Genomic DNA, 22,260 nt, shown 5'->3' with positions numbered 1-22,260 from the left:
CGGCGGCCGTCGGGACGCGGGCGGGAGCCGGGGGGCGTGGGACGTGTGGCGAGAGGAGACGGGATGACCGAGGTGCTGCTGGCGGTGTCGGGCGTCGCGGCCCTGACCGGAGGCGTGCTGGTCTTCACGCTGGATTCGATGGCCCGGGTCACCTTCGCGCTGCTGGGGTCGCTGGTGTGCGTCGGCGGTGTGGTGGCCCTGCTCGGGCTGCCCTACCTGGGCGTGGTGATCGTGCTGATGATGGTCATGGAGATGCTGATCATGGCCGTTTTCATGGTCGCCTACATGATGAACCCGGCCGGTCTGATGCCGATGTCGATGCTGCACAACAAGCGGGGCGCGGCGGCCGTCAGCGGCGGTGTCTTCCTCGCGCTGGTCGCCGGGATCGCGCTGGCGCCGTGGCCGGACCGCGCCGGGGCGCCGCCCCGGGACAGCACCGTGCAGGTGGGCGCCGAGCTGATGCGCGGACAGATGCTGACGATGGTCACGCTCGGGTTCGTGCTGCTGGCGACGATGGTGTCGGCCACGGTGCTGGCCACCCGCCGGGGGCGCTACGACCGGTTCGGCGACGACCTGGACCGGCCGGCCCACGACCCGGTCAGCGGCGGGGTGGGGCGATGACCTTCCCGCTGCTGCTCGTCCTGGCGGCCGGGCTGTTCTCGACCGGCCTGTACGGCGCGCTGTCCCAGCAGTCCATCGTCATGATCATGATGGGGATCGAGCTGATGATCGGCGGCGTCGTCGTCGCGGCCGCCTGCTTCTGGCGCTTCCTCGCCCCCGCCGCGGGCGCCGGCCAGGTCGTGATCGTGACGGCGGTGGTGGCGATGGCCGTGGAGATGGCCCTCGGGTTCGCGGTGACGACCGCGCTGTTCCGGGCCCGCCGCGTCGACACCACGGACGACGCCGGGGAGTTGCGCGGATGAGCGCGCTGCTGTGGCTGTTGATCGCGCTGCCGCTCGGGGCCGGCGCCGTCCTCGGGGTGGCGGGCCGCGCCGCGGGGCGGGCGGCCCCGGCGGTCGCCGTGGCGGTGGCGGCGGCCGTGCTCGGTCTCGCCGTCGCCGTCGCCGTGGGCCGGCCGGCCGCCCGGGCACCGCTGTTCGCCGGGATGCCGGCCCGGATGGCGGTGGACGGGCTGTCCGCCGTGCTGGTGGTCACCGTCGCCGCCGTCACCCTCTGCGTGCTGGTGTTCGCCGCCGGGGAGTGCGGGGCCGGGGAGAACCGGGGCCGCTTCTTCGGTCTGATGCTGCTCTTCGCCGGGGCGATGCTGGTGACCGTCACCGCGCGCACGCTGCCGCTGCTCCTCATGGCCTGGGAGGCGATGGGCGCCACCAGTTGGGCACTGATCGGCCACTGGTGGCGCGGACCGCGCCGGGTGCGGGCGGCGGACACCGCGTTCCTCACCACCCGCGCCGCCGACCTCGGCCTGTATCTGGCGGCCGGTGCGGCGCTGGCGGGCGGCGTCGGCTCGCTGGAGCTGGACGCGCTGCCGCGGGCCGCCTCGCCGTGGCTGGAGGTGACCGTCGCCGGTGTGGTGGCGGCGGCGCTGGGCAAGTCGGCCCAACTGCCGTTCTCCTTCTGGCTGTCGCGCGCGATGGAGGGCCCCTCCCCCGTCTCGGCGCTGCTGCACTCGGCGACGATGGTGGCGGCCGGCGCCTATCTGCTGCTGCGGGCGCACCCGCTGCTGGCGGCCGTCGGCTGGGCGGGACCGCTGGTCGCGTGGCTGGGCGCGGGCACCGCGCTGGCGCTGGGCCTGGTCGCCGTCGCCCAGCGCGACCTCAAACAGCTGCTGGCCGCTTCGACGGCGGCGCAGGTCGGCTTCATGGTGCTGGCCGCCGGCAGCGGCGGAACGGCGGCGGGCACCGCACAGCTGGTCGCGCACGCCGCCACCAAGTCGGGCCTGTTCCTGGCGGCCGGGGTGTGGCTGAACACGCTGGGCACCCGGCAGCTCCCGGAACTGACCGGCGCGGCCCGGGCCCGGCCGCTGGTCGGCGCCGCCTTCGCCGTCGGCGCGCTGACGCTGGCCGGGCTGCCTCCGCTGTCGCTGTGGGCGGCCAAGGACACCGTGCTGGCCGCCGCACGCACCGAGAGCACCGGCCTGTACGTCCTGGGCCTGGCCGCGGCAGCCGTCGCCGCCGTCTACAGCGTCAAGGCGATCCGGTACGTCACCGGGGCACCACCACAGCCGGGGCCGCCGCCGGGGCGCGGGCCGGGAACCGGGGCCCGGCGAGGGGGCGGTGGACGGGACGGGGCCCCGGAGGGCGGCGGACTCGGTGTCCTGGTACCGCTGTGGGTGCTCACCGGTGCGGCGGCCGTCGCCGGTGTCCTCGCCCTGCCCGGCCCCGCCGCCTGGCTGCGCGGGCTGACGGGGGACGCGGCCGGGCGGCCGCCATCCGTCCCGGAGTGGGCGGTGTCCACCGGTGTCGTCTGCGCCGCGGCCGGCTGGGCGTGGTGGCGGGCGCCCCGTCCGGGCCGGGCGCGGCCGGCGCCGGCACGGTGGGCGGCGGACTGGCTGGGTCTGGAGCGGGCCGCGCATCTGCTGCTGGTGCGGCCGGTGTTCGGCCTCGCCCGGGCGCTGGCGGCCTTCGACGACCGGGTGGTGGACGGCGCGGTACGGCAGACCGGCCGCTGCGGTCTCGCCGTCGCCCGGCTGGCGCGGCGGCTCGACGACGGCGGGATCGACGCGGCGGTCCGGGCGCTCGCGGCGGGGGCGCGGCGGCTGGGCCACTGGGCACGCCGTCCGCAGACCGGGCTGCTGCACCAGTACTACGCACAGGCCGCGGTCGGGTTCGCGGTGCTGGTCCTGATCGCGCTGTGGGTGAGGTGACGGCCGTGCTCAGTGTTCTGACGTTCCTGCCGCTGCTGGTGTGCGTGCTGCTGCTGGCGCTGCCCGGCTCACTGCCGGACCGCTGGTGCACCTGGACGTGGGTGGCGACAGCGGCCGTCGACCTCGCGCTGGTCGCCGTCCTGTGGGCGGGGTTCGAGCCCGGCGGCGGCATGCAGGCCGAGCAGCGGATGCGCTGGATCCCCGGCGCGGGCGTCGGCTACCACGTGGGGGTCGACGGGCTGTCCCTGCCGCTGCTCGCGCTGACCTGTCTGCTGTTCCTCGCCGCGGCCGGCTACTCGCTGCGCGGGACCCGCGCCACCCGCGCCTATGTGTGTCTGTTCCTCTTCCTCCAGACGGTCTGCCTGGGGGTGTTCGTCGCGCTCGACCTGATCCTGTTCTTCGTCTTCTTCGATCTGTCCATCGTCGGCATGTACTTCGTCATCGCCGGCTGGGGGCACGGCGAGCGGGCCCGCGCGGCGGCGCTGAAGTTTTTCCTCTACACCTTCACCGGCTCGCTGGCGCTGCTGCTCGGCTTCATCGGCCTGTATCTGGCCGCAGAGCCGCACACCTTCGACCTCGTCGACCTCGCCCGCGCCCGTCCCCTGGCCGGCCGCGGCGGCTACGCGGCGCTGGTGCTGCTCGCCCTCGGCGTCGGGCTCGCCGTCAAGACGCCGACGGTGCCGTTCCACACCTGGCTGCCGCCCGCGCACACCGAGGCGCCCGCCGCCGGTTCGGCCGTGCTGGCCGGTGTCCTGCTGAAGATGGGCACCTACGGGTTCCTGCGCATCGCCATGCCACTGCTGCCCGGCAGCTGGCGCCGGTACGCCCTGGCGATCGCCGTCGTGGGGGCGGTGTCCGTGGTGTACGGGGCGCTCGTCGCGCTCGCGCAGACGGACTTCAAGCGCATGATCGCCTACACCTCCGTCAACCACATGGGGTACATCGTGCTGGCCGTCGGCGCCGCGGGGACGCTGGCCGGCACCGATGTGCAGGCCCGTTCCCTGGCGGTGACCGGCGCCGTGGTGCAGATGGTCAGCCACGGCCTGATCACCGGCGCGCTGTTCCTGCTGACCGGTGTGCTGTACCGCCGCGGCCGTACCTACGCCATGGACGCCTGGTCCGGCCTGGCCGCGCACACCCCGCGCTTCGCCGCCGTGACGGCCGTGGCCGCGTTCGCCGCCGTGGGCATCCCGGGCTTCTCCGGTTTCGTCGCCGAGTTCCAGATCCTCACCGGCAGCCTCGCCTCCCAGGCCGTGGCCACCGCCGTCGCGCTGCTGGGGCTGCTGCTCACCGCCGCCCTGTTCCTGCGGGCCCTGCGCACGATGTTCCTCGGCACCCCGCGGCTGCCCGGCTCCGTACCCGTCGGCGGCCCCGGCGACCTGGACGCCCGGGAGGCCGTGCCGACGGTCACGCTGCTGGCCGTGGCGCTGGTCATCGGGGTCGCGCCGCGCTTCCTGCTGGACGTCGTCGAGCCGGCCGGGCGCACCGTCGCGGAGCTGGTCGCCCGATGACCGCGGCGGCGGAGGCGAACGAGAACCTGGCAGCGCTCGTCCCCGAACTGGCCCTGACGGGCACGGCCGTGGTCGCGCTGGTGGCCGGTTCGTGGCTGCCGCGGCGGCGCCAGTGGATCGTCGCGGTGCTGGCCGCCGCCGCGTGCGGCGCCGGGCTGGTGGCCACCGCCGTCACCACGGCGGCCGGGGACCGGCAGACGGTCTTCTCCGGCACGTTCACGGTGGACGCGGCGACCGGCGCAGGCCGGTTCACGGTGCTCGGCGCGCTGCTGCTGCTCGTCGCCATGGCGGTCCCGGAGATCCGCGGGCACCCGCGCGAGACCGAGTACCACGTCCTGCTGCTGCTCACCGGCGCCGGCACCCTCGTCCTCGTCGGCGCCACGGATCTGCTCACCCTCTTCTCCGGCTATCTGCTGGCCGGGATCCCCGCCTACGCGCTGACGGGCTTCGGCAAGGACGCGCGCGGCACCGAAGCGGCCCTGAAGTACTACCTGATGGGCGCGCTGCTCGGCACCACGATGCTCGCCGGCACGGCCCTGCTGTACGCGGCGGACCGGACGACGGGCTACCGGGCGGCGGCCACGGCGGCGGACTCCGCGCCGTACGGTCTCGTCGCCGTGGGGTTCGTCGGGGTGCTGGCCGGGCTGCTGTTCAAGGCGGGCGCCGTACCCGCCCACTTCTGGCTGCCCGACGCCGCCGCCGGGGCCCCGCCGGCCGTCGCCGCGTACGTCACGACGCTGCCGAAGATCGGTGCGCTGGTGGCCGGTTACCGGCTGCTGTACGAGGCGCTGCCCGCGGCGGCCGGTGCACTGTCGGTGGTGCCGGCGGCGGTGGCCGCCGCGACGATGACGCTGGGCAACCTCGCCGCCTTCTTCCAGACGGAGATCAGGCGGCTGCTGGCGTACTCGGCCATCAGCCAGGTCGGCTATCTGCTGGTGCCGTTGGCCGTCGCCGGACGCAGCGGGCTCGCCCAGCAGGCGCTGCTGCTGTACCTGGCCGCGTACGCCGCCGCCAACCTGGGCGCGTTCGCGGTCCTCGCCGCGCTGCCGGCCGCCCGTGGCCTCGACGACCACCGGGGGCTGGCCCGCCGGCGGCCCGTCCTCGCCGCCGTGCTGGTGGTCTGTCTGCTCGGGCTGGTCGGCACCCCGCCCACGGGCGTCTTCCTCGGGAAGCTCCAGGTGTTCGCCACCGCCGTCGAGGGCGGTGCCGGCTGGCTCGCGGTGCTGGCCGTCGCCAACACCGTGGCCTCGCTCTTCTACTATCTGCGCTGGCTGGCCCCGGTCTTCGCGCCCGGCGAGGCCGCCGCGCCCGTGAACGCGCCCGCAGCGCACGGCCGTTGGCCCGTCGCCGCCGCCTGCGCCGCGGCGGCCGTCTCGCTCGCGCTGGGCCTCGCGGGCGGCGCCGTCCTCCCTGCCGTGCAGGACCAACTGCCGCGCTGAGCAGAGCACAGGGCGCAGGGCCTCGCTCCACCGGGAGATGTGCGGGGCTTCTTGTCAGGCGGGGCCGTGCTCCTCGTCCTCGGCGCCGGGTGCCGTGTCCTTGCCCCCGCGCCGGCGGGCCAGCAGCGTCGTACCGGCCACCACGCACCCCACGGACAGGACCTTGGCCGCGCCGTGCAGCAGCGGCAGATCGTCCGGCTCCTCGACCGCGCCGAGGAACACCAGCGCGGCCATCCCGATGCCGAGCACCACGAGCAGGACACCGCCCACGGCGCCGAACCCCGCCCACCAGGGGTCGCCGAAGGACGCCGACCCGGCCTCCGCCTCCGGCCCGGCCGCACGGCGGGCGTGCCCGTCGGCCTGCTCGTCGGCGTACTCGTTGTCGTGCCCATCGGCCTGCTCGTTGTCGTGCTCGTCGGCGTGCACATCGCCGTGCTCGTGGGCGTGCCCGTGCGTCGTGTGCTGTTCGCCGTTCACCGTGCGCTGCTCCCCGATTCCCGCTCTCCGACGTCCCGATGCCGGGTGCCCCGGCGCGCGGCGGCCGTCCCCTGTCGCCGGTCCGCCGGACCCCTCGCGCGCCTCGCCAGCTCGGCTCGGCCCGGCCCGGCCCGGCTCGCACACGCTAACGCACCCCGGCCGGAGCCCTCCCGGGCAAGCCGCTGCCCCGCCCGCTGCCCGGCCCCTCCGTCCGTCAGGTCCGGCCCTCGTCCTCCTGCACATGCCGCAGCGTGCGCGAGGGCCGCGCCCAGTCGGCCTCCACGACGGGGAAGCCGTCGGCCCGGTAGGCCGCGCACACCTCCGGATCGTCGTCCACGACGACCTCGACGAGGTGCCCGCGCGCCAGCCGCCGCAGCAGCCCCGGCTTGGCCACCCGGCCCGGCCTGCGGTCGGCGGGGCCCCGCATCCACAACGGGGCGGTGGGCAGCCCGTGTTCGGCCAGCCACCGCTCGGTGTCGGCGCGGCACTGCTCGGGGCGGCCCGTCACATAGGCCAGCTCGCACACCCGTGCCCAGCGGCGGGCGAGCGCCATCCCCTCCGCCAGGGGCGGATCGTGGACGGCGGCGGCGAAGAAGGCGTCCCAGTCACGGCGGGCGCCCTCGACGTGGTGGAGCCGGTGCCGGACGTCGGTGAGCGTGCCGTCGAGATCGAAGACGGCGAGCCCTCCGTGTGCGGCGGCATACGTGTCCCGGACCATGCGCTCCTCGTACTCCTCGTACTGCCCGTACTGGTCGTGCTGCCCGTACTGGTCATGCTGCTCGTGCTGCTCGTGCGTGTTCCTCGCGCCTCTCCTGTTCCTCGTGCCTCTCAATGTTCCTCGTGTGCGGCATCTTCCCCCGCCCCGTTCCGCACGGGCTGTTCGATTGTGTGGGGAGCCGCGCGAGAATGGACGGTCCGGACCGTACGACATGAGGCTCCGGACCGTACGACGAAGTGAGGACCATGGGCAGGGTCACCGAGCGACGCCGCGTCATCCGGGTCCGGGACGGCGCCGTCGGCGCGCGTCCGGACACGCTGGTCGTCGAGGAACCGCTGGAGATCCGGCTGAACGGCGGTCCGCTGGCCGTCACCATGCGCACGCCCGGCGACGACTTCGCGCTCGCCGCCGGTTTCCTGGTGAGCGAGGGCGTGCTGGGCTCGGCGGAGGAGCTGGCGACGATCGTCTACTGCGCGGGCGCCCAGCAGGACGGCTCGAACACCTACAACGTCGTCGACGTACGCCTCGCCCCGGGTGTGCCCGTCCCCGACGTCTCGCTGGAGCGGAACGTGTACACCTCGTCCTCGTGCGGGCTGTGCGGGAAGGCGAGCCTGGAGTCGGTGCGCACCACGGCGCGCTGGGAGCCGGCGGCCGGCCCGCGGGGGATCACACCGCGGACGCTGGCCGCGCTGCCGGAGCGGCTGCGCGCGGCACAGCGGGTGTTCGACCGTACGGGCGGGCTGCACGCCGCCGGGCTGTTCTCACCGGACGGTGACCTGCTCGACCTCTGCGAGGACGTGGGCCGGCACAACGCCGTGGACAAGCTCGTCGGCCGTGCGCTGCGCTCGGGGGCGCTGCCGCTGCGCGACACCGTGCTGATGGTCTCCGGGCGTGCCTCGTTCGAGCTGGCGCAGAAGGCGGTGATGGCGGGCATCCCGGTGCTGGCGGCCGTCTCGGCCCCCTCGTCGCTCGCGGTGGACCTCGCACAGGAGACGGGGCTGACGCTCATCGGTTTTCTGCGCGGTACGTCGATGAACGTCTACGCGGGCGAGGGCCGGCTGGCGCTGGACGGACCGGGAGCGGGTGCGGCCGGGCCCGCGCCGTCCGCCTGCGGTTCCGGCCCGGCCGGCGCGTGACCGCCGACCACCGTGTCGTCGCCGTCGCCGCCGTCACTGCCCCCGACGCCCTTGCCGCCCGCGCTGCTCTCGTTGCTCGGGTCGCCCGCGTCGCCCTGGTGGCCCGCGCTGCCCTTCTCCTCGTGGGTGTCCTGTCCGTCCCCCGCCCAGCGGCGGGCCAGATGGGCGCAGACCATCAGCTGGCCCTGGTGGAAGAGCATCAGCGGGAGCAGGGCGAGGCTCGCCTGGGCGCCGAACAGGACGGTGGCCATGGGCAGTCCGGCGGCCAGCGACTTCTTCGAACCGGCGAAGGTGATGGCCACCCGGTCGGCCCGGCTGAACCCGAGCCGGCGCGTCCCGTACCAGGTCAGGGTCAGCATCAGCGCGAGCAGCACCGCTTCGACGGCGGCGAGGGCGGCCAGCCGTGCGGGGGTGACCCGGCCCCAGATGCCCGCGGTCATGCCCTGGCTGAAGGCGGTGTAGACGACGAGCAGCACCGAGGAGCGGTCGACCAGGCCGAGGACCCGCCCGTGCCGGGTGAGCAGCCCGATGAGCCGGGGCCGCAGCAGCTGTCCGGCGAGGAAGGGGGCGAGCAGCTGGCAGCCGATCTCCAGCAGCCCGGAGGCGGACAGTTGGGCCCGGCCGCCGATCAGCCAGGCCGCGAGCAGCGGCGTGGCGAGCATGCCGACGAGGCTGGAGTAGGTGCCCGCGCAGATGGCGGCCGGGATGTTGCCGCGGGCGATGGAGGTGAAGGCGATGGAGGACTGGATGGTGGAGGGCACCAGGCACAGGAACAGCAGCCCCTGCTGGAGCTGCGGGGAGAGGACGTACGGCACGAGGCCGTAGGTGGCGAGGCCGAAGAGCGGGAAGACGGCGAACGTGCACAGCAGGACGGCCAGATGCAGCCGCCAGTGCCGTAGCCCGTCGAGGGCCTCGCGGGTGGACAGCCGGGCGCCGTAGAGGAAGAAGATCAGCCCGACGGCGATCTTCGTGGCCCACTCGAAGCCGTCCGCGACGCTGCCCGAGGCGGGCAGCAGGACGGCGAGGAGCACGGTGCCGAGGAGCAGCATGATGTACGGGTCGAGCAGTCTGACGGTGCGGCGCATGATCTCCCTCGGCTCGGCGCCCGTACGGGCGGCTCCGCGCGGTCCTTCGAACTCCCGTGTGTACCGCGCTGCGGAATTGTCTTTCCGAGCCTTTCTCTCCGACCGCCTCGGACGCAACCGATCACTGCCGCCGCACAGCTCCCGGCCGTGGGGCGGCCCGGTCCGCTCCGGCAGGCGCCCGGCCCGTGTCCGGTTCCGCACACACGGCGAAGGTTCGGTGCAGAAACCCGGCACGGCTGGCGACGATGTCGCGCGTGCGCCGTGCCGCACCGCCGAACTGGCCCTGAATGCCCCGGTGTCACCGGGTTCGTCCAGCACGAACGGGCCTCCCCCTCGCGCATCGCATCGGATACGGTCACTCGCGCTGCGTCATGCAGTGCCCTGCACGTCGAGGAGCGACCCTGTGCGCGAGTACACCGTCCCGGCCCTGGCGACCCGGCCCCCGGTGGGCGGGCTGGCCGACGCCGTCTTCGCACACGCCGAGGAGAACCCCGCGCTTCCGCTGCTGGCCCGCAAGGACGCACAGGGCGTCTGGCAGGACGTGACCGCCGCGGTCTTCCGCGACGAGGTCGTCGCACTCGCGAAGGGTCTGCTCGCCCAGGGCGTGCGCTTCGGTGACCGGGTCGCGCTGATGTCCAGGACCCGCTACGAGTGGACCCTGTTCGACTTCGCCCTGTGGGCCATCGGCGCCCAGTCCGTGCCCGTGTACCCGACCTCCTCCGCCGAGCAGGTCGCCTGGATGCTCCAGGACGCGGAGGTGACGGCCGCGATGGTCGAGCACGAGGACCACGCGATGACCGTCGGCTCCGTCATCGACGGGCTCCCCGGGCTCAAACGGCTGTGGCAGCTGAACGCGGGCGCCGTCGCCGAGCTGAACCAGGCCGGGGCGCACATCGACGACGACGTGATCCGGCGGCACCGGCTGGCGCTCACCCCGGACTCCGTGGCCACGGTCATCTACACCTCCGGCACCACCGGGCGCCCCAAGGGCTGTGTGATCACGCACGCCAACTTCATGGCCGAGGCGGACAACGTCATCGCGCAGTACGACCCGGTCTTCAGCGCGAAGTCCGGGCAGCAGGGCTCGCTGCTGCTCTTCCTGCCGCTCGCGCACGTCTTCGGGCGGATGGTCGAGATCGCCGCCATCCGCGGCAAGGTCAAGCTCGCCCACCAGCCGGACATGTCGGCCAAGGCGCTCATGCCGGACCTGGCGGCCTTCCGGCCCACCTTCATCCAGGCCGTCCCCCACCTGTTCGAGAAGATCTTCCACAGCGCCCGGCGCACCGCCGAGAAGGAGGGCAGGGCGGGCCCGTTCGACAAGGCCGTCGACGTGGCCGTGCGCTACGCGGAGGCCGTGGAGGCCAAGGCGTTCGGCACCGGATCCGGCCCGGGTCCCTCGCTGCGTATGCAGCACCAGGTCTACGACAGGCTCGTCTTCGCCAAGCTGCGTGCGGCCATGGGCGGACGCTGCCGCCACGCGATGTCCGGCGGATCCGCCATGGAACGCCGGCTGGGGCTGTTCTTCGACGGGGCCGGCATGCGGATCTTCGAGGGCTACGGCCTGACCGAGACCACGGCCGCCGCCGTCGCCAACCCGCCCGGGCGGCCCCGCTTCGGCACCGTCGGACAGCCCGTGCCCGGCACGAGCGTGCGCATCGCCGCCGACGGCGAGGTGCTCCTGCGGGGCGGCACCGTCTTCGACGGCTATCTGAACAACCCCCGCGCCACCGAGGCCACCCTCCGGGACGGCTGGCTGGCCACCGGCGACCTCGGCGCGCTGGACGAGGACGGCTATCTGACGCTCACCGGCCGCAAGAAGGAGATCCTGGTGACCTCCGGCGGCAAGAGCGTCTCCCCCGGCCCCCTGGAGGACCGGGTACGGGAGCATCCGCTGGTCGGCCAGTGCATCGTGCTGGGCAACGACAGGCCGTACGTGTCCGCGCTGCTCACCCTCGACCAGGACGCCGTCCGGCACTGGCTGACCATGCGCGAGAAGCCGCCCATGGCCCCCGGCGAACTGCTGAGCGACCCCGATCTGGAGACCGAGATGAGACGGGCCGTGGTCGCGGCGAACACCCAGGTGTCCCAGGCGGAGTCCATCCGCACCTTCCGCATCCTGGCCTCCCCGTTCACCGAGGAGCAGGGCCTGCTGACCCCGTCGATGAAGCTCAAGCGCGCCGCGATCGAGACGGCCTACGCGGCCGAGATCGACGCACTGTACCGGACGTGAAACGGGCCGTACCCTGCCGCGGAAGCCAGGAACAGGTGTCCGGCCCTCTTCGTTGTCGAGAGGGCAGAAGCACCAGAACGGAAACGTGAGGACCGACCGCGTGAGCAACGTTCCCACCATCACGCTCAACAACGGTGTCCCGATGCCGCAGCTCGGCTTCGGCGTCTGGCAGGTGCCCGACGACGAGGCGACGGCGGCGGTGGCCACGGCGCTGGAGACCGGGTACCGCAGCATCGACACGGCCGCGATCTACGAGAACGAGAGGGGCGTGGGCCGCGCCCTCGCCGCCTCGGGGCTGCCCCGCGAGGAGCTGTTCGTCACCACCAAGCTGTGGAACGCGGAACAGGGCTACGACAGCACGCTCCGGGCGTTCGACGCCTCGCTGGAGCGGCTGGGTCTGGAGCAGGTGGACCTCTACCTCATCCACTGGCCCATGCCGGCCGTGGACAGGTACCTCGACACCTGGAAGGCGTTCGAGAAGATCTACGCGGACGGCCGTGCCCGCGCCATCGGCGTCTCCAACTTCCAGCCCGCGCACCTCAACCGCGTGCTGGAGCTGGGTGGCACGACGCCGGCGCTCAACCAGATCGAGCTGCACCCCACGCTCCAGCAGTCGGTGCCGCGCGCCTACCACGCCGACCACGGCATCGCCACGGAGGCCTGGTCCCCGCTCGGGCAGGGCGGCGATCTGCTCAAGGACCCGAAGCTGGCCCGGATCGCCGAGAAGCACGGCAGGACGCCCGCCCAGGTGGTGCTGCGCTGGCACCTCCAGCTGGGCAATGTGGTGATCCCCAAGTCGGTCACCCCGTCCCGCATCCGCGAGAACTTCGACGTGTTCGGCTTCTCGCTGGACGCGGAGGACATGGCCGCCATCGGCACCCTGAACACCGACACCCGGCTGGGCGCCGACCCGGACGAGAACAACTGGATGGGCTGACGCCGAAGCGGGCCCGTCCCGGCCGGGGCGGGCCCGCGCCGTCTCAGCTCGCCCCGTGGCCCGGCGCGATCGCCTCGATCCGCCGGGCCAGCGCGATGTCCAGCTCGGTGACCTGCCCGCCGACGCTGTGTGTGTTCACCGAGACCGCCAGGGTGTTGTAGCCCAGCGTCAGCTCGGCGTGGTGGTTCAGCTCCTCCTGGATCGCGCTGATGTGCACGACCATCGCCGCGGCCGGCAGATGCTTCTCGAAGGAGTAGGTGCGCGAGACGCTGTCGCCGTCGGTCATCCAGTGCGGAAGTCCGGCGAGCGCCTGCTCGGTCTCTTCCCGGGTCAGCGGCTGGGGCGCCATGGGAACACTCCCTTTCTCTCCTGCGGTACACGGACCTGCTGTCCTGCGGTGCACGAACCTCCCGGCCCTCCGTGCCCGAGCCCGCCGCTCAGCGGACGCCGTGGGCGAACGTCCGCGTGTGCGGCGGTACATGAGCACGGCGACGGGCGTGCGGGACGGGTGGCCGGGCGCCCAGCCTGTCACGCCCCGTCGGTTACCGTCGGGTCCCGACGCCCTCGCCGCCCGGCGGAGGGCCGCGCACGGAGGGGGACCCGTATGCCGGCCACGCAGGACACCGCAGCACCCGCCGTCGGGCCCCTGCTGCGCCACTGGCGCGAGCGGGCCGGGCTCAGCCAACTCGAACTGGCCCTGCGCGCCGACTCGTCGGCCCGCCACCTCAGCTTCGTCGAGACGGGCCGCAGCGTGCCCAGCCGGGAGATGGTGCTCAGGCTGGCCGCCACCCTCCAGGTCCCCGTCCGCGAGCGCAACACCCTGCTGCTCGCCGCCGGATACGCCCCCGTCTTCCCCGCCACCGCGCTCGACGACCCCGCCCTCGCCGAGGTCAGGGCGGGCCTGGAGCGGATGGTCGCCGCGTACGAGCCGTACCCGGCGCTCGTCATGGACGGCCGGTACGAGGTGGTGACGGCGAACCGGGGCATCGCGCTGCTGCTCGACGGCGTCTCCCCCGCGCTGCGCGAGCGGACGGCCAACACGATGCGGCTCACCCTCCACCCCGAGGGCATGGCCCCGCGCATCCGCAACCTGCCCGAGTGGCGCGCCCATCTGCTCGCCCAGATGCGCCGCCAGCTCGCGCTCGACCGCTCCCCGGCCGTGCGGGAGCTGTACGAGGAGGTCGCCGGCTACCCGGCGCCGGACGGCAGCAGTTGGCCGGCGGCCGAACCGCACGAACCCGACTCACCGGAACACCGCTTCGCGCTGCCGCTCGTCCTCGACGTCGACGGGCAGCGGCTGTCGTTCCTCTCCACCCTCGCCACGTTCAACACACCGCTGGACGTGACCGTCTCCGAACTGGCCGTGGAGACCTTCCTGCCCGCCGACCCCGCCACCGCCAAGGCGCTCCGCGAAGCCGGCTGAGACTCCCTGCTTGCCCGGCCCGTCTGCTGCGTGCCCGACCCGTCTGTCGGGGCCCACCGGAGCCTGCCGGGGCCTGCCGGGGGCCTGCCGGGGCCTGCCCGCGCGTCGCGGCTCACCCGCCTCGCCCGACCCGCCCGCCGCGCAGGGCTTTTCGTGGCTCCCCTCCCCTCCAGGGTGAGGATCTCCCGGCCCCGGGGTGGTGCCAGCACCACCCCGTACGGCGTCTGGCCCCCGTCGTCACCGGCATGCAGAGCGGCTGTCCGCGCCCCGCCGCGGCCGGAAGGCTCAAGGGCATGACGACTGCGATCGAGGCGCCCTCCCGGCGCACCGCCCCGCGCCGGGGCCGGACCACCCCGGGTCCCGGCCGGGGCAGCGACTTCTCCCGGCTCTCCCGGCGGATCTCCGAGGCCGGCCTGATGTCCCGCCGCCCGCTCTACTACACCGTCCGCCTCACCCTGGTCGGACTGGCCTTCGCGGGCACCTGGGCCGCCCTCGTCCTGGTCGGTGACTCCTGGTGGCAGCTGGCCGTGGCCGTCGTGCTCGGCCTGGTGTACGGACAACTCGCGCTGGTGGCGCACGACCTCGCACACCGCCAGGTCTTCCGGGGCCGCCGGATCAGCGAGGTCTTCGGCCGGACCGTGGGCAATCTGTGCATCGGCATGTCCTACGGCTGGTGGATGAACAAGCACACCCGGCACCACGCCAACCCCAACCACGAGGAGCTGGACCCGGACGTGGCGCCGGACATCCTCGTGTGGTCACGGGAGCAGGCGCGGGAGGCCACGGGGCTGCCCCGGTTCATCGGGCGCCACCAGGCGGCGCTGTTCTTCCCGCTGCTCACCCTGGAGGGCTTCAATCTGCACGTCTCCAGCGTCCGGGCGCTGCGGCAGCCGCACCTCAAACGCCGGTGGCTGGAGGGCGGGTTGCTCCTCGCGCACACCGCCGGCTATCTGGCCGCGCTCTTCCTCACGCTGCCCGCCGGGCTCGCGCTGGCGGTGCTCTTCGCCCACCACGCCGTCTTCGGCGTCTACCTCGGCTCGATCTTCGCGCCCAACCACAAGGGCATGCCCACCCTCACCGGTGACGAGCGCCCCGACTTCCTGCGGCGCCAGGTGCTGACCTCCCGCAACGTGCGCGGCGGCCCGCTCACCGACCTCGCCCTGGGCGGGCTCAACTACCAGATCGAGCACCACCTGTTCCCCAGCATGCCGACCCCGCATCTGCGCAGGGCCCGGCCGATCGTCCAGGCACACTGCGCCGAGCTGGGCATCCCGTACCACGAGACCGGGCTGCTCGCCTCGTGGGGCGAGGCACTGCGGCACCTGCGGGAGGTCGGCGCCCCGATCCGCGAGGACGGGGCACGGCGCCCGCTCCCGGACGACACGACGGAGCGCCCGGTCCACGAGGACGCCGCCGGCCGGTAGTCCGGCGCAGCGCACGGCCCCCGGGTTCAGCGCGCGGCGGTGCACCGGGCGGGACCGGCGACCGGGGGCACACCGGTCGCCCCCACCGTGCGCGCACCGCCCCCGCCGTCCGCAGCGCTCTCACCGTCCCCGCCGTCCCCGACGCCTCCGCCGCCGTACACGGAGTACCCGGCGTTCTCGGCCAGCCACCGGCGCAGCACCCGGTGCACGGCCTCGGCGCCCACCAGTTCCTCGTCCGGACGCACCGGCGGCGACAGCTCCAGCGGGGACAGCAGGAAGGCGCGGTTCTGCTCGCCGCCGAGGCCGCCGTGCGAGCCGATCTGTTCCTCGAAGGCGTGTACGGCCCCGGTGTCCGGGTCCACCGAGGAGTTGACCATCAGATCCGGCACCTCGGTGAAGCGGGCGGTGCGCAGCACGGCAGCGGCGGCGCCCGGCCCGAAGGGTGCCAGCGGATCCCGCCCTCCGACGATCTCCCCCGTCTCCAGGCGGTGTTCGGACTCCCCCGCGCCCAGCACCACGGGCCCGTGCTCCTCGCTGTGCACCAGGACGAACCCGACGCCGGGATGCTCCGCGAGGGTCCGCAGCAGCGCGGGACGCCGGGCCTCCAGCTGCTCCCTGGTCACCCGGCCCGGCATGTCCGGGAAGGAGACCAGCCCGAGATTGCCGGACGCCAGGACGACCGGGCCCGCGTTCCGCCGGGGCCTGCGGGGCGGTTCCTGGCCGGACTCCTCGGGCCTGCGCAGCGCGGCACGCGCCGAGGCCCGCGCCTCGGCGCCGGAGGGACTCCGGCTGCCCGCCGCCGGTCCGACGGCCGTCCGGCGGCCGGCCCGGCGCGGCACCCGCAGCCCGCTGCCGGCGCGGACCAGCTCCTCCAGGGTGAGCCCGTAGGCGTCCTCGAAGGTCTCGCCCGCGCTCTGGCCGTGGTCGGACAGCAGCACGATCCGGTAGGGCCGGGGCGCGTGCTCGGCCACCTTGACGATCAGCCCGACGGCCCGGTCGAGCCGCCGCAGCACCTGCCGGGTGTCCCGGCCGCGCGGCCCGGAGTGGTGCGCCACCTCGTCGTAGCCGACGAGGTCGGCGTAGACGGCGGTGCGCCCGCTGAGCATGTCCCCCAGCACGGCGGCCACCACCACGTCCCGTTCGACGACCGTCGCGAACGCCCGCACGAACGGGTACAGCCCGCCCCGGCCGACGCGGGGCCGCTCCCGGCGCAGCCGTGCCCGCGTCGACTGGACGATCTCGCGCACCACCTCGGCGACGAAGGAGACGGCGGTGCGGGTGGCGTTGGCCGGGTCGGAGAAGTAGGCGAAGTACCCGGCGCGCGAACGGTTCTCCTTGCGGCGGCGTGCCGAGACGGACAGCACCAGCGCCACCTGCTTGGCGCCGCCGGTGAACAGATTGCCGCGGCTGGCGCCGTCCTGGGCCAGCAGCCCGCGGTCCCCGGTCCGCTCCACGGCCCGGCGCTGCAACTCGGCCGCGCTGGTCGGCCGGTTGGAGACGATGACCTCGCCGCGGCTCTTCTCGTACCAGCGGAAGGCGGGCACGTCCGCGTTGCTGCCGTGCAGGATGCCCAGTTGGCTGGCGCCGGTCTGGCTGGACCAGTCGGTGCGCCACGGGGTGAGGCGGTGGGTGCGCCCGCACAGCGCCGCCACGGCGGGCATCAGCGGCCGGCCGCCCTCGGGCGTGCGCAGCGCCTCGGCGAGCACCGCGTGCCCCAGCCCGTCGAGCTGGAGGAAGACGGTGCCGGGGGTGCACGGCGGCCGGGCGCCGCCCTCGCGCCGGCGCCGCCGTCCGGCGATCCGGGCGAGCCGGTGCCGGTAGGCACGGTCGTCGCGGACGGCGAGGAGGGCGTTGGTCGCCGAGGAGGCCGCCGACATGACGGTGGCGACGACCACGGCAGTCGTCGGATCGGTGCTGCCCCGGTCGTACGGGATCAGATACAGCGCGAGCCACAGCAGCGAGCCGTTGAGGAAGAAGACGAGGGTGCCCAGCACGATCGCCGGCACCAGCAGGAAGGCCCGCACGAGCACCGGCCACACCAGCGCGCTCAGCAGTCCGAAGGCCCCGGCACCGGCCGCCGCGGTGATACCGATCACGGTGGCGCTGTCCCCGTCGGCCGACTGGAGCCGGAACTCCGGCAGCAGGCCCGCGAGGACGAGCATGGTGACGGTGGTGACCAGCCAGACGGCGCCGACGCGCAGCGCGCCCGCGCCGAGCCGGCGCCAGGGGATGCGGGTGACCCCGTGCATGCCGCCTGATCACCTCCCTCTGCCTCGCCGGCGTCCGCGCACCGGCACCGCCCCGACGAGCCACCGACGGGCCGCTCCCGAACCGCCGGCGAGCCGCCGCCGGACCGTTGCCGGGCCGTCGGCCGGCCCCGGACGAGCCGCCGTCTTCGTCCACTTTTTCATACTCCGCGAGCATGACAGGAGCGCCCCCGCACCGGCCCGGCCCCCGTCTCCGCACACACCCACGCCCCGCGCCCGCGCCCCCGCGCGGACCGCGCCCGTCCCCCTCCCGCCCCCGGGTTCTACGCTCGGAGGCGTAGTGCGGACGCCGGTGCCGGTGTCCGAGTCGCAGCCCTGGAGGAGCCCGTGCCCGTCGAGGTCACCTGGTGGGGCCATGCCACCGCCACCGTGCGGGACTCCGGCGTCACGGTGCTGACGGACCCGCTGCTGGTGCGGCGGCTGGCCCATCTGCGCCGCCGCCGCGGTGCGCTGCCGCCGCCCGCCGCCGCGCTCGCCGACGTGGTCCTCGTCTCGCATCTGCACGCCGACCATCTGCACCTCGGCTCGCTGGCCCGGCTCAGCCCGGGCACCGCCGTCGTCCTGCCGCGCGGGGCCGTGCGTGCCGTCCCCGGGCTGCGCCGGCTCGCCGGGCTGCTGGAGCTGACCGAGGTCGCCGCGGGCGACGAGGTGCGCGCCGGCGCCGTGACCGTGCGCGCGGTGCCCGCCTCGCACGACGGGCGGCGGCTGCCGATCGGCCGCGGCGGGGTACCGGCCCTCGGCTATGTCGTCGAGGGCGCGGCACGCACCTACTTCGCCGGGGACACCGGCCTGTTCGACGGCATGGCCGACGAGGTCGGCCCGGTCGACACGGCGCTGCTGCCCGTCGGTGGCTGGGGCCCGTTCCTCGGTGAGCACCACCTCGACGCCGGGCGGGCCGCCGAGGCGCTGCGCCGGCTGCGCCCGCGGCACGCCGTGCCCGTCCACTACGGCACCTACTGGCCGATCGGTATGGACGCCGTCCGACCGCACGAATTCCACGCGCCCGGCCAGGAGTTCGCCCGGCTCGCCGCCGGGCCGGCCCCGGAGGTCGCCGTGCATCTGCTGACGCACGGCGAGAGCGTCCGGCTGGAGCACGCCCGGTGAGCGGATCCCTCACCCAGGGGCTGGGCGCCGTCGTCGACCGTGTGTCCGAGGTGGTGGTCTCGCCGCCGGAGGCCACCCAGCAGGCGGTCGGCTACCCCTCGCTGTTCCTGCTGGTGGTGCTCGGCTCGCTGGTGCCGGTGGTGCCGACCGGGGCGCTGGTGAGCGGCGCCGCCGTCGTCGCCCTGCACCAGAGCCTGCCCGCGCTCGCGCTGCTGACGGTCTTCGGCGTCGCCTCGGCCGCCGCCTTCCTCGGGGACATCGGGCTGTACTGGCTGGGCCGGCGCGGCGTCGGCTCCCGCAGCGGCTCGCGCTGGCTGTCGGCGCTGCGGGGACGGGTGGCACCGGAGCGGCTGGAGCAGGCCGACCGCAAGCTGCGGGAGCACGGGGTGGCGGTGCTCGTCCTCTCCCGGCTGGTGCCGGCCGGCCGCATCCCGGTGATGCTGGCCTGCCTGCTCTCCCGGACGCCGCTGCGCGAGTTCGCCCGCGGCGACGTCTTCGCCTGCCTGGCCTGGACCGCCGTCTACCAGCTGATCGGGGTGGCGGGCGGCGCGCTCTTCCCCCGGCCCTGGGAGGGCGTCGCCGCGGCGGTCGGCCTGACGCTGCTGATCAGCGCGCTCCCCGCGCTGTGGCGCCGCGTCCGCCCGACCCGCTCCTCGTGACGCTTCTCCGAGCCCGCTCCTCGTGCGGCTCCGGACGCGGTGGACGTGCCCGGCGCTCCCCGGCACGTGGCGCTCCCCGCCGCTCCCGGTGCCCGCAGCGTTTGGCCGCCGCCTCGCCGGGGCTCACTCCAGGACGCGGGAGGCGCCCACGGGCAGATCCCACAGGTCCTCGCGCGGCAGCCCCGCCTCCCGCCAGGCCGCCCGCACCCGGTACAGCGGCTCCAGCGGGGGCTCCCCGGACAGCAGGAACGTCGACCAGTGCATGGGCGCCATCCGGCGGGCGCCGGCGTCCCGGCAGGCGAGCACCGCCTCCTCCGGGTCGGTGTGCACGGGGCGCAGCATCCAGCGCGGGTCGTAGGCGCCGATGGGCATCAGCGCCAGGTCGATCCCCGGGTAGCGGCGGCCGATCTCCCGGAACCAGTGGCCGTAGCCGGTGTCGCCGGCGAAGTAGACCCGCTGCCTGTCCGGCGCGGTGAGCACCCATCCGCCCCACAGGGACCGGCAGGTGTCGGTGAGGGTGCGCTTGGACCAGTGGTGCGCCGGCACGAAGTCGAAGCGCACCCGCGCCCCGTCGCCCGCCGCCGGCGCGGGCAGCTCGGCGCCCTCCCACCAGTCCAGCTCGGTGACGACGGTGAAGCCGCGCCGCCGGCACCAGGAGCCGAGCCCGGCGGGGACGAACAGCGGCGTCTCGCGCGGGAGTCTGCGCAGCGTGGGCAGGTCGAGATGGTCGTAGTGGTTGTGCGAGACGACGACGGCGTCGACGGGAGGCAGATCCCGCCAGGCCACCCCGACCGGGGTGATGCGCGCCGGCGTCCCGAGGATCCTGCGGGACCACACCGGGTCGGTCAGCACCGTCAGCCCGCCGATCCGCACCACCCAGCTGGCGTGCCCGGCCCAGGTGACGGCGATGGTGCCGGCGTCCGGATCCGGCATGGGGCCGGGCGCGAACGGCAGCCGGGGGATCTCCTCGCGCAGCGCGGCGGCCATCGGCCGCATCGCGCCCTCCCTGGCGAGCCGCGCCATGGCACGCACCCCGGGCAGCGGCGAGGTCAGACGGTCGGTGAACGAGCGGGGCCACACCCGCTTGGCACCCACCGGACGCGGCGGGGAGACCGGGGGCGGCGGCGCGAGCGTCAGCAGTTCGGGGCCGCCCGCCGGGGCCCCTCCGCCGCACCCGCCGCCGCAGCACCCGCCCGCGGGGGACGCAGCAGACGCAGCAGACGCAGCGGACCCGGCGGACCCGGCAGACGCGGCGGCCGACGGCGACGCGGGCCGCGGGTGCTCCGCCGCCGGGCCGGGAGGCGGTGGGGATGCGGGGGTGGAGCCAGAGCGCTCGCTGGGCTGTCCGGTCCGTTCGGTCATCTAGTGAGAGCTCCCATCCGTGAGGTCGGCCAGCACCGACTGCACCTGCGTCAACGCCTGTGCTGCACCCGGCAATTCCAGCAGGTCCGCCCCCTCGGGGAACGCGGCGGGCTCCGTTTCCGGTGTGTGTCCGGGTCCGCGGGCGCCGGCCAGCAGATCCGTCGCGAGGCGGACCCGCAGTGCGTGCGGGTCGTCGCCGAAGCGGTGGCCGCCCAGTACCCCGGTGCCGCCGGGGCCGTCCCCGGCCCGGGGCGGCCGGTGGCCCGCCAGCCCGCGCACCAGTTCGGCCTCCAGCGCGGGGGCGTCGCGGATGCCGCGCGCCGCGAGCCGGCTGCGCAACTGCTCGAAGTCCGCGTAGACGCCGCGCCCCACGTGCGGCGGCCGGCACACGGCGCCGGCCGCGGTGACGGCCCGGTGCAGCGCGTCGGCGCGGGCGCCGTGCAGCCGGGCGGCGGCGGCCCGCCGCTCCCGGACCTCCGCGGACTCGGCCAGCGCCGCGGCGGCGGCAGCGGCGGACGCGCGGGACAGCCCCGCGCCCAGCGCGGCGAGCACCTCCCCGGTCCTGGCGCCGATCCGGGCGCCGCGCCCGGTGGCGGGAAACCGGGCAGCGCCCGCTGCGGCTCCCGGCGGCAGCGGCACCGGGCCCGCCGGGTTCAGCCCCGTCAGCACGACGACCGCGTCGGCGTGCGCGCTGCCGTGCAGCATCTCGGCGGGGCTGACGACGACCGTGTCGTGCGGCCGGTGCGAGGTGTCCCGCCAGGTCTCGTCGCTGACGAGGAGCAGCCCCTCCTCGGCAGCGGCCTCGCACACCTCGTGCAGCAGCTCGGGCGGAACCGTCGTGCCCGTCACATCGTCGGCGACGGACAGCACCAGCACCCCGGACGGGCCCTGTTCCCGGCCCCCCGGCTCCCCCGGCCGCCCGGCCGTCCCCCGCGTCCGCGCCCTGCGGACGGCCTCCAGCAGCGCGAACGGGTCCGGCACGCCCCCGCATTCGACCGGCACCGGAACGGTGTGCACGGCCCGGCCCAGCAGCCGGGCCTGCCGCGCGTACCGCCGGGAGCAGGGACGCGGCAGGAAGACGGCCCCGGGCCCGGGCACCGTGCGCCGTCCCGCGGCGGTGCGCAGGGCTCCCCCGGCCTCCCCGGCCTGCTCGTCCTCCTCGTCCTCCCCGGACTGCGCGGCCTGCGCGGCCAGCACCGCGAGGAGCAGCAGGGAGCTGCCGGGCGCGACGGCCACCTGGCCGGGCACGGTCGGCATACCGCGCCGCTCCCAGTACCCGGCGGCGGCGGAACGCACGGTGTCGGTGCCGGTGTCGGTGCCGGTGTCGTCCGCAACGGCGCCGCCGGCTCCGGCAGTTCCGGCGGTCCCGGACGCCCCGGCCGCCCCGGCCGCTCCGGCTGTTCCGGCCGTGCCGGTCGTGCCGGTCGTGCCGGTGGGTGCGGCGTCCCCCGCCCGCTGTCCGCCCTCGCTCCCGCCGGCCGGACCGTGGTCGATGCGCCCCATCCGTCCCTGCCTCCGCCGCGACTTACATAGGACAAGCTTCCTCTCATACACCTTGGCAGAAGGCGCGAGGAGCCAGGACGCCGACACGTGGCCCTACGGCGTTCGCCGGAGTACCGGACGGAGCGGGCCGCCGGACGGCCGTCCGTGCAGGGCAGCCGCCT

The 22,260-nt window shown here is 75.0% G+C and carries 19 protein-coding genes; 12 read left to right on the top strand and 7 right to left on the bottom strand.

The window, feature by feature from the left end; all coding sequences use genetic code 11:
* Positions 1–63 precede the first annotated feature (63 nt).
* From SCA03_RS25650 to SCA03_RS25630, 5 genes are read left to right on the top strand one after another with little or no spacing between them, the layout of a single operon-like run.
* Complete coding sequence (locus tag SCA03_RS25650) at positions 64–621, top strand: NADH-quinone oxidoreductase subunit J (RefSeq protein ID WP_030887466.1); 558 nt, start codon at positions 64–66, stop codon at positions 619–621.
* Positions 618–923 (top strand): NADH-quinone oxidoreductase subunit NuoK, encoded by a 306-nt coding sequence (locus SCA03_RS25645; protein ID WP_086817721.1) that lies wholly within the window; start codon positions 618–620, stop codon positions 921–923. Before SCA03_RS25650 ends, SCA03_RS25645 begins: the two co-directional genes overlap by 4 nt.
* Complete coding sequence (locus SCA03_RS25640) at positions 920–2,824, top strand: proton-conducting transporter transmembrane domain-containing protein (RefSeq protein ID WP_086817722.1); 1,905 nt, start codon at positions 920–922, stop codon at positions 2,822–2,824. Before SCA03_RS25645 ends, SCA03_RS25640 begins: the two co-directional genes overlap by 4 nt.
* A gap of 5 nt (positions 2,825–2,829) precedes the next feature.
* Complete coding sequence (locus tag SCA03_RS25635) at positions 2,830–4,335, top strand: complex I subunit 4 family protein (RefSeq protein ID WP_086817728.1); 1,506 nt, start codon at positions 2,830–2,832, stop codon at positions 4,333–4,335.
* Positions 4,332–5,774, top strand: coding sequence for an NADH-quinone oxidoreductase subunit N (locus SCA03_RS25630; protein ID WP_086817723.1), 1,443 nt, complete (start codon positions 4,332–4,334; stop codon positions 5,772–5,774). Before SCA03_RS25635 ends, SCA03_RS25630 begins: the two co-directional genes overlap by 4 nt.
* 54 nt (positions 5,775–5,828) lie before the next feature.
* Here the strand turns inward: SCA03_RS25630 and SCA03_RS35570 are convergent, their stop codons facing one another.
* Entirely contained in the window at positions 5,829–6,251 is a 423-nt protein-coding gene (locus SCA03_RS35570) for a hypothetical protein (protein WP_174864511.1), read from the bottom strand.
* Between the two features lie 214 nt (positions 6,252–6,465).
* Entirely contained in the window at positions 6,466–6,969 is a 504-nt protein-coding gene (locus SCA03_RS25620) for a phosphatase domain-containing protein (RefSeq protein WP_030887451.1), read from the bottom strand.
* A gap of 245 nt (positions 6,970–7,214) precedes the next feature.
* Here SCA03_RS25620 and fdhD point away from each other — a divergent pair, with 245 nt between their 5' ends.
* Positions 7,215–8,105: a formate dehydrogenase accessory sulfurtransferase FdhD gene (gene fdhD, locus SCA03_RS25615; RefSeq protein ID WP_051856947.1), complete on the top strand. Its 891-nt coding sequence runs from the start codon at positions 7,215–7,217 to the stop codon at positions 8,103–8,105.
* Here fdhD and SCA03_RS25610 read toward each other — a convergent pair.
* Complete coding sequence (locus SCA03_RS25610) at positions 8,009–9,190, bottom strand: bile acid:sodium symporter family protein (RefSeq protein ID WP_078873853.1); 1,182 nt, start codon at positions 9,188–9,190, stop codon at positions 8,009–8,011. The two genes, fdhD and SCA03_RS25610, sit on opposite strands and share 97 nt — an antisense overlap.
* Positions 9,191–9,593: 403 nt before the next feature.
* Here SCA03_RS25610 and SCA03_RS25605 point away from each other — a divergent pair, with 403 nt between their 5' ends.
* Together SCA03_RS25605 and SCA03_RS25600 are read left to right on the top strand one after the other, a co-directional pair.
* Complete coding sequence (locus tag SCA03_RS25605; RefSeq protein WP_086817724.1) at positions 9,594–11,420, top strand: AMP-dependent synthetase/ligase; 1,827 nt, start codon at positions 9,594–9,596, stop codon at positions 11,418–11,420.
* A gap of 100 nt (positions 11,421–11,520) precedes the next feature.
* Entirely contained in the window at positions 11,521–12,357 is an 837-nt protein-coding gene (locus SCA03_RS25600; protein WP_030887442.1) for an aldo/keto reductase, read from the top strand.
* A gap of 43 nt (positions 12,358–12,400) precedes the next feature.
* Here the strand turns inward: SCA03_RS25600 and SCA03_RS25595 are convergent, their stop codons facing one another.
* Entirely contained in the window at positions 12,401–12,706 is a 306-nt protein-coding gene (locus tag SCA03_RS25595; RefSeq protein WP_030887439.1) for a 4a-hydroxytetrahydrobiopterin dehydratase, read from the bottom strand.
* 255 nt (positions 12,707–12,961) lie between these two features.
* Here SCA03_RS25595 and SCA03_RS25590 point away from each other — a divergent pair, with 255 nt between their 5' ends.
* Positions 12,962–13,780 carry a helix-turn-helix domain-containing protein gene (locus tag SCA03_RS25590; protein ID WP_030887436.1) on the top strand — a complete coding sequence of 273 codons (819 nt, stop codon included), beginning with the start codon at positions 12,962–12,964 and terminating at the stop codon, positions 13,778–13,780.
* A 293-nt stretch (positions 13,781–14,073) separates the two neighbouring features.
* Positions 14,074–15,204 (top strand): fatty acid desaturase family protein, encoded by a 1,131-nt coding sequence (locus SCA03_RS25585; protein WP_086817725.1) that lies wholly within the window; start codon positions 14,074–14,076, stop codon positions 15,202–15,204.
* A gap of 26 nt (positions 15,205–15,230) precedes the next feature.
* On the opposite strand, the gene SCA03_RS25580 is transcribed toward SCA03_RS25585, so the two are convergent.
* The gene (locus tag SCA03_RS25580; RefSeq protein ID WP_141275684.1) at positions 15,231–17,453 is read right to left on the bottom strand and encodes a phage holin family protein; all 2,223 of its coding nucleotides are present in this window, start codon (positions 17,451–17,453) and stop codon (positions 15,231–15,233) included.
* A 345-nt stretch (positions 17,454–17,798) separates the two neighbouring features.
* On the opposite strand from SCA03_RS25580, the gene SCA03_RS25575 reads away from it, so the two are divergent.
* Both SCA03_RS25575 and SCA03_RS25570 read left to right on the top strand, forming a co-directional pair.
* Positions 17,799–18,575: an MBL fold metallo-hydrolase gene (locus tag SCA03_RS25575; RefSeq protein WP_030887427.1), complete on the top strand. Its 777-nt coding sequence runs from the start codon at positions 17,799–17,801 to the stop codon at positions 18,573–18,575.
* A gap of 20 nt (positions 18,576–18,595) precedes the next feature.
* A complete protein-coding gene (locus SCA03_RS25570) occupies positions 18,596–19,234 on the top strand; it encodes a DedA family protein (protein WP_037850226.1) in 639 nt (212 codons plus the stop codon).
* Between the two features lie 123 nt (positions 19,235–19,357).
* Here the strand turns inward: SCA03_RS25570 and SCA03_RS25565 are convergent, their stop codons facing one another.
* A complete protein-coding gene (locus SCA03_RS25565) occupies positions 19,358–20,596 on the bottom strand; it encodes an MBL fold metallo-hydrolase (RefSeq protein ID WP_086818279.1) in 1,239 nt (412 codons plus the stop codon).
* Entirely contained in the window at positions 20,597–22,099 is a 1,503-nt protein-coding gene (locus SCA03_RS25560; RefSeq protein WP_230988916.1) for an aminotransferase class I/II-fold pyridoxal phosphate-dependent enzyme, read from the bottom strand.
* Between the last annotated feature and the right edge of the window lie 161 nt (positions 22,100–22,260).

The sequence above is a fragment of the Streptomyces cacaoi genome (genome assembly GCF_006539165.1).
Taxonomy (GTDB): Bacteria; Actinomycetota; Actinomycetes; order Streptomycetales; family Streptomycetaceae; genus Streptomyces; species Streptomyces cacaoi.
The sequence above is the reverse complement of the archived record's forward strand: the minus strand, read 5'-3'. Positions and strand labels throughout refer to the sequence as shown.

What these genes read in the sequence shown, in the direction of transcription:
- SCA03_RS25650 (WP_030887466.1), top strand. Translation starts at nt 64, where the DNA reads ATGACCGAGGTGCTGCTGGCGGTGTCGGGCGTCGCGGCCCTGACCGGA.
- SCA03_RS25645 (WP_086817721.1), top strand. Translation starts at nt 618, where the DNA reads ATGACCTTCCCGCTGCTGCTCGTCCTGGCGGCCGGGCTGTTCTCGACC.
- SCA03_RS25640 (WP_086817722.1), top strand. Translation starts at nt 920, where the DNA reads ATGAGCGCGCTGCTGTGGCTGTTGATCGCGCTGCCGCTCGGGGCCGGC.
- SCA03_RS25630 (WP_086817723.1), top strand. Translation starts at nt 4,332, where the DNA reads ATGACCGCGGCGGCGGAGGCGAACGAGAACCTGGCAGCGCTCGTCCCC.
- SCA03_RS25620 (WP_030887451.1), bottom strand. Translation starts at nt 6,969, where the DNA reads ATGGTCCGGGACACGTATGCCGCCGCACACGGAGGGCTCGCCGTCTTC.
- fdhD (WP_051856947.1), top strand. Translation starts at nt 7,215, where the DNA reads ATGGGCAGGGTCACCGAGCGACGCCGCGTCATCCGGGTCCGGGACGGC.
- SCA03_RS25610 (WP_078873853.1), bottom strand. Translation starts at nt 9,190, where the DNA reads ATGCGCCGCACCGTCAGACTGCTCGACCCGTACATCATGCTGCTCCTC.
- SCA03_RS25595 (WP_030887439.1), bottom strand. Translation starts at nt 12,706, where the DNA reads ATGGCGCCCCAGCCGCTGACCCGGGAAGAGACCGAGCAGGCGCTCGCC.
- SCA03_RS25590 (WP_030887436.1), top strand. Translation starts at nt 12,962, where the DNA reads ATGCCGGCCACGCAGGACACCGCAGCACCCGCCGTCGGGCCCCTGCTG.
- SCA03_RS25585 (WP_086817725.1), top strand. Translation starts at nt 14,074, where the DNA reads ATGACGACTGCGATCGAGGCGCCCTCCCGGCGCACCGCCCCGCGCCGG.
- SCA03_RS25580 (WP_141275684.1), bottom strand. Translation starts at nt 17,453, where the DNA reads ATGCACGGGGTCACCCGCATCCCCTGGCGCCGGCTCGGCGCGGGCGCG.
- SCA03_RS25565 (WP_086818279.1), bottom strand. Translation starts at nt 20,596, where the DNA reads ATGACCGAACGGACCGGACAGCCCAGCGAGCGCTCTGGCTCCACCCCC.
- SCA03_RS25560 (WP_230988916.1), bottom strand. Translation starts at nt 22,099, where the DNA reads ATGGGGCGCATCGACCACGGTCCGGCCGGCGGGAGCGAGGGCGGACAG.